The sequence below is a fragment of the Kitasatospora sp. NPDC008115 genome, assembly GCF_042957205.1.
Classification (GTDB): domain Bacteria; phylum Actinomycetota; class Actinomycetes; order Streptomycetales; family Streptomycetaceae; genus Kitasatospora.
The window spans coordinates 1-5377 of sequence record NZ_JBIBHU010000068.1 but is presented as its reverse complement, the minus strand read 5'-3'; the positions used below and the strand labels follow the sequence as shown (position 1 = coordinate 5377).

At 71.8% G+C, this 5377-nt stretch carries 3 protein-coding genes and 1 pseudogene; all 4 read right to left on the bottom strand.

Annotated features, from left to right (window positions below; translation table 11 throughout):
- Positions 1-43 precede the first annotated feature (43 nt).
- Positions 44-784, bottom strand: a complete 741-nt coding sequence (locus tag ACFZBX_RS36765; RefSeq protein WP_391538169.1) for a DUF742 domain-containing protein — start codon at positions 782-784, stop codon at positions 44-46.
- 161 nt (positions 785-945) lie between these two features.
- Positions 946-1359 carry a roadblock/LC7 domain-containing protein gene (locus ACFZBX_RS36760; RefSeq protein WP_391538170.1) on the bottom strand — a complete coding sequence of 138 codons (414 nt, stop codon included), beginning with the start codon at positions 1357-1359 and terminating at the stop codon, positions 946-948.
- 10 nt (positions 1360-1369) lie between these two features.
- Complete coding sequence (locus ACFZBX_RS36755; protein WP_391538168.1) at positions 1370-4876, bottom strand: nitrate- and nitrite sensing domain-containing protein; 3507 nt, start codon at positions 4874-4876, stop codon at positions 1370-1372.
- A 402-nt stretch (positions 4877-5278) separates the two neighbouring features.
- Positions 5279-5377, bottom strand: a pseudogene (locus tag ACFZBX_RS36750) (ATP-binding protein); the annotation flags it as partial.

The window sequence follows — 5377 nt, the reverse complement described above, 5'->3', positions numbered from 1 at the left end:
GACGATCTTCGCGGAGGTGGTGGCGCGGGTGGGGGCGGCCGCGTTAGAGCTTGCGAAGTCCACTGAGGACCCTTTCGAGCAGCGTGACGTCGGGCTGGTTTCCGGATTCGCCGCCGGAAGCGGGCTGGTGGATGGCGACCAGGCCGGCCTCGGCCAGGTCGGCCACGAGGATGCGGGCCACTCCCAGGGGAAGGGAGAGCAGCGCCGAGACCTCGGCCACGGACTTGACCTCGGTGCACAGGGTGCAGATCCGCTGGTGCTCGGGGAGCAGGGTGGCCAGGCGTTGCGGATCCACGTTGGCGGAGACGAGTGCCTCCAGGGCGAGCTCGTACCGGGGCCTGGTCCGTCCGCCGGTCATCGCGAAGGGGCGGATCAGTGGGCCGGAGTCGTACTCGTCCTCGAAGTCGTCGCCCGCTCCGGGGTCCTGGGCCGGCCCGTGGTGGCCGGGCGCCGGAGCGGGGTGTCCGGCCGGCTGCCCGGCGGCCGGGCCGCGGCCGGGGAGGTGCCCGGTCGTCCCGTCCGGGTAGCCGGGCGGGGGAGCGTCGTACGAGGGCCGGGGCTGGGAGTACTGGTCGTACTGTCCCGGCGCGTACGGCTGCCGGCCGTACGACGGCTGGCCGTAGGGCCGGCCGTGCTGGTCGTACTGGCCGTGCTGGCCATGTTGGCCGTGGAGCGGCTGGCCGTACTGCTGACCGTGGCCGACGCCGGGTGCTCCGAAGGCGTCATGGCCTGTGCCAGGGTACGGAACGCCGTACTGGCCGCTGCGGTCGTCGGGCGGTGTCACGGTTCCTCTCCTCACAGGGTGCGGCGGTGCGGTGCGAGCTCGGGCACGGGTCCGGAGCCGGTGGTGCGAAGGCCGTACAACGTCCGATCCCGAGCCCGCCGAAGCGGGCCCGGGACGGACGCGGAGGTGCTTCGAATACCTGGACGGTATCCGACGGACCGTCAGTGCAGGAGACTGCCCTGGAGTTCTGCGCGGAGTGCGGGGGTGAGAACGGCGCCGGCCCGGTCGACGAGCAGGGCCATCTCGTATCCGACGAGGCCGATGTCGGAGTCGGGGGAGGCCAGGACGGCGAGCGCGGAGCCGTCGCTGATCGCCATCAGGAAGAGGAAGCCGCGCTCCATCTCGACGACGGTCTGGTTGACCTCGCCGCCCTCGAAGATCCGGCTGGCGCCGTTGGTGAGGGAGGTGAGGCCGGAGGCGACGGCGGCGAGCTGGTCGGCGCGGTCGCGGGGGAAGCCCTCGGACATGCACAGCAGGAGGCCGTCCGCGGAGACCACCACCGTGTGCGACACCCCGGGGGTGTTGTCCACGAAATTGGTGATCAGCCAGTTCAGGTTCTGTGCGGCCTGGCTCATCTGACTCAACTCAACGCTCCTGGTGGTTCGAGCCGCCGAAGAGATCGGTGCTGCGATTCTGCTGTCCGTTGCCGGACGGGTCTACCTGATCGGGGTCGATCCGGAAGCTTCCGGTGGTACCGGCGTTGCGGCCCTGCTCGACGCCGCGGCGCAGGTTGGTGAGACGGCCGCGGACCTCCTCGGGCGAGCGGGACACCTGCGGGCCGTCCTGCGGGGTGGGCTTGGCGTTGCCCGCCACCAGGTTCTGCTTGGGCACGCGCCGGGGCAGGCCGGCCGGGGTGGTGCCGGAGGAGGAGGGTTCGCGGAGCTTCTCCGCGCGCTGCCAGTCACCGTCGTTGGGCGACTGCCAGGCCGCGCTGCCGGCGGCGGTCGGGCCGGTGGGCCCGTAGCCGCCGAGGGCGGACACGTCGTGGCCGCGCGGTTCGGCCGGGGCGGACGAGGTGTCCTTGGCGCCGGTGAACCAGTTCGGGCTCTCACCGCCGCCGTCGTTGGCGTCCGCGGGGCCGGCCGGGAAGCCGCCGCCGGCCAGCTGCTGGCCGGGACGGCGCTGCGGCAGCCCGGACGGCAGGGTGGCGGGGGCGGTGCCGGCGGCCGGGAGGGCGGGCTGCTCGGGGGCGTACGGGTGGCCGGCCGGGGCCTCGTCGGCCTGGCGGCCGTACTGGTCGTCGGCGTACCCGGCCTGGTCGTACCCGTCCCGGTCGTAGCCGGTCTCCTGGCCGTACTCGTCCTGGTGGCCGTAGTCGCCCTGGCGGCCGTACTCGTCGTAGCCCTGCTGCGGGTACTGGCCGTAGCCGTCCTGCCGGTAGCCCTCGGCGTCGTAGCCGGCGCCCTGGCCGTAGTCGTCCTGCTGCCCGTACCCGTCCTGCCCGCCGTACTGGTTGTCGTACCGGTCGTCGGCGTAGCCGGACTGCTGGTAGCCCTGCTGCGGGTACTGGCCGTCCTGGGCGTAGTCCTCGTCGTTGCGGCGGCCGTAGGCCGGGAAGTCGTCCTCGACCTCGGCGTCCACCACCGGCTGCCCGCCGTCGAGCGGTCCGCCGTCGAACGGTCCGGCCTCCAGCGCGGCGCGGCGGACCTGGTCCAGGCGCTGCGAGCGCTGGACGGCCTCCAGGGCCGGGCTGAAGCCGGTGGAGCCGGAGTTGCCGATGCCGGTGAGGTGGTCGTCGAAGCCGAGTTCGGCGGCGCTGCGGACCGGGTCCCGGTCGCCGGCCCACTCGCCGGACGGCTCCTGCTCGGAGAAGATCCGGGAGACGGTGAACTGCTCCTCGGGCTCCGGCGCCGCGGCCATCTGGGTCAGGAACGGCGGCAGCATGACCAGCGAGGTGGTGCCGGCCGACTCGCCGGACGGGCGGAGCTGGACGCGGATGTCGTGCCGCTGGGAGAGCCGGCCGACCACGAAGAGGCCCATGCGGCGGGAGATGGTGGCGTCGACCGTGGGCGGCTCGGCCAGCTTCTCGTTGATCTCCGCGAAGTCCTCGGCGGTGAGGCCGATGCCCTTGTCGTGGATCTCGACGAGCACCCGGCCGTCCGGCAGCCGGGTCGCGTTGACCAGCACCCGGGTCTGCGGGCTGGAGAACGTGGTGGCGTTCTCCAGCAGCTCGGCGAGCAGGTGGACGAGGTCGGTCACGGCGGCGCCGACGACCTCGGCCTCGGGGATGCCGGAGAGCTCGACGCGCTCGTACTGCTCCACCTCGGACGCGGCGGCGCGGAGCACGTCGACCAGCGGGACCGGGGTGTTCCAGCGGCGGCCGGCCTCCTCGCCCGCGAGGACGAGCAGGTTCTCACCGTTGCGGCGCATACGGGTCGCCAGGTGGTCCAGCTTGAAGAGGTTCTCCAGCTGGTCCGGGTCCGCCTCGTTGTTCTCCAGGTCGGTGATCAGCGCCAGCTGGCGCTGGATGAGGCTCTGGCTGCGGCGCGACAGGTTGGTGAAGATCGCGTTGACGTTGCCTCGCAGCAGCGCCTGCTCGGCGGCGAGCGCGACCGCCTGCCGGTGGACCTGGTCGAAGGCCCGGGCGACCTCGCCGATCTCGTCCTTGCCGTGCAGCGGGATCAGGGTGACGTTGGTGTCCACCCGGTCCGGGTCGGTCTTGGAGAGCCGCTCGACCAGCTCGGGCAGGCGGTGGTCGGCGATCTCCAGGGCGGCGTTGCGCAGGGTGCGCATGCCGAGAATCATCGAGCGGGCCACGTAGCCGGTGAGGACACCGGCCAGGATCAGCGCGGTGAGCACGATCAGCGAGTTGAGGATGGCGTCGAAGCGGGCGTTGTCCCGCAGCTCGGCGGCGTCCTTGAGCACGTCGTCCAGCAGCGCGACCTCGGTGGACCGGAGGCTGGAGATGTGGGTGTTGGCGGCCTGGTTCCAGTTCTCCGGGGTGAGGCCGGAGTCCTTGGCGTCCTTGTAGGCGCGGTCCGCGACCTCCTTGCCCTGGGACTGGCCGCTGGCGGCGGCCTGGGTGTAGGCGGTGCCGAGGCTCAGCAGGCCCTGCATGGTCGGCACGCTGCCGTTGGGCATGCGGTAGGCGGCGCGCTGGTCGGCGTTGGCCTGGGCGACCTGGGCGGCGGAGTACTGCGCGGCGTCCTCGGGGGCGCTGCCGGTGTTGAACTCGGAGAGCGCGGTCTGCTCCAGGCGCTGGGCGACCAGCAGCTGCTGGATGAGGTCGACGTTCTCGTACCGGGTGGTCTTCTGGGCGGAGATGCCGACCAGCAGCTGCAGCATGAGGGCGCGCTGGGTCGAGGCGGAGGCCTTGGCCAGCGACATGGCGTAGATCGAGCGGCCCTTGCTGGTCAGGTTGGACGAGCCGAGGCCGACCGAGTTGTCGTAGGACAGCAGCGGGGCGTACATCACCGAGTAGGCGCTGACGGTCGCGGGGGCGAACAGGTTGTCGGCGTAGGCGGCCGCGCGCAGCTGCGGCAGGTGGACGACCACGGACTGGAAGGCCTCGTGGCGCCGGGGGAGCTCGCCGGACTTGTCGCTGGCCTCGTAGGCCGCGTTGTACGCCTTGAGGGCGGCGTCGGTGGTCGAGCGCGCCTTGGTGACGTCGTTGTTCGGGTCCTGCTTGGTGATCAGGGGTATGAGCGTCTTGTCGCGCTCGCTCTCCAGCGCCTCGGCGAGCTCGGTGGCGGCCTTGGCGAGGGCGGCGGTGCGCTGGGCGCGGTCGGCCTTGACGAAGCCGTCGATCGAGGTGTTGACGCGCAGTCCGCCGAAGACCAGGCCGATGACGACCGGGATCAGCAGGATCGCGATCAGACGGGCCGGCACGCGCCAGTTGCGCGGGCGCACGAAGTCGTAGCGGCTGCTCTTGGGGCCGGGGTCGTCCGAGCCGGAACCGGGCGTGGAGCCGGCGCCGGGGGTGGACGCGGAGTCCTTGCCGGGGTTCGGCTGCTGCGGTGCCGGGGCGGCCTGGGGCCGTTCCTCGGTCGGTGTGAACGCCGAGAACCCGCCCGGTTCCGGTGCGGTGCCGTTCGGCTCGCTCTGGCGGGGCTCGGAGCGCCGCTGCGGGGCGACCTGCTGCTTACGCCTCACTCGACAACTACCTCTCGGCCGACAGCCGGCCATGGATCAATCCAGCGCTACCCCCGGGGGCCGCCCGCTCCGGGGAACGGCAGCCGTATGGGATCCAAGGGGTAGCTGGAATTTCAGCACGTGCAGGGATGGGGGACAAACAGCTGCTGGTGGGCGAAGCACGCGGTGCAATTCAGGACATTCGCCGACAAGTTGGCGCAAAACTGTGGTCTTCTGGCGCTGAGCGACGCTGATTCGCTACAAACAGTCATTGTTGATCACGAAATGCCTACCGAACTGTTATCCGCCGCTTATGGGAGGGTCTTGCGCGAGGCGCCCGGACGACACCTCCCCGCAAGCGAACGCGCCCCGGCGCCCCGTCGGCGCGACGGGGTGCCGGGGCCGCCGACCTCGGGTTTCCGCTCAGCGCAGGCGGGCGAGGAGGGCGTGTTCGACGAGGGTGATGAGGGCGCTCTTGGCGCTGTCGCGGCGTCGGGCGTCCAGGGTGATGACGGGGGTGTC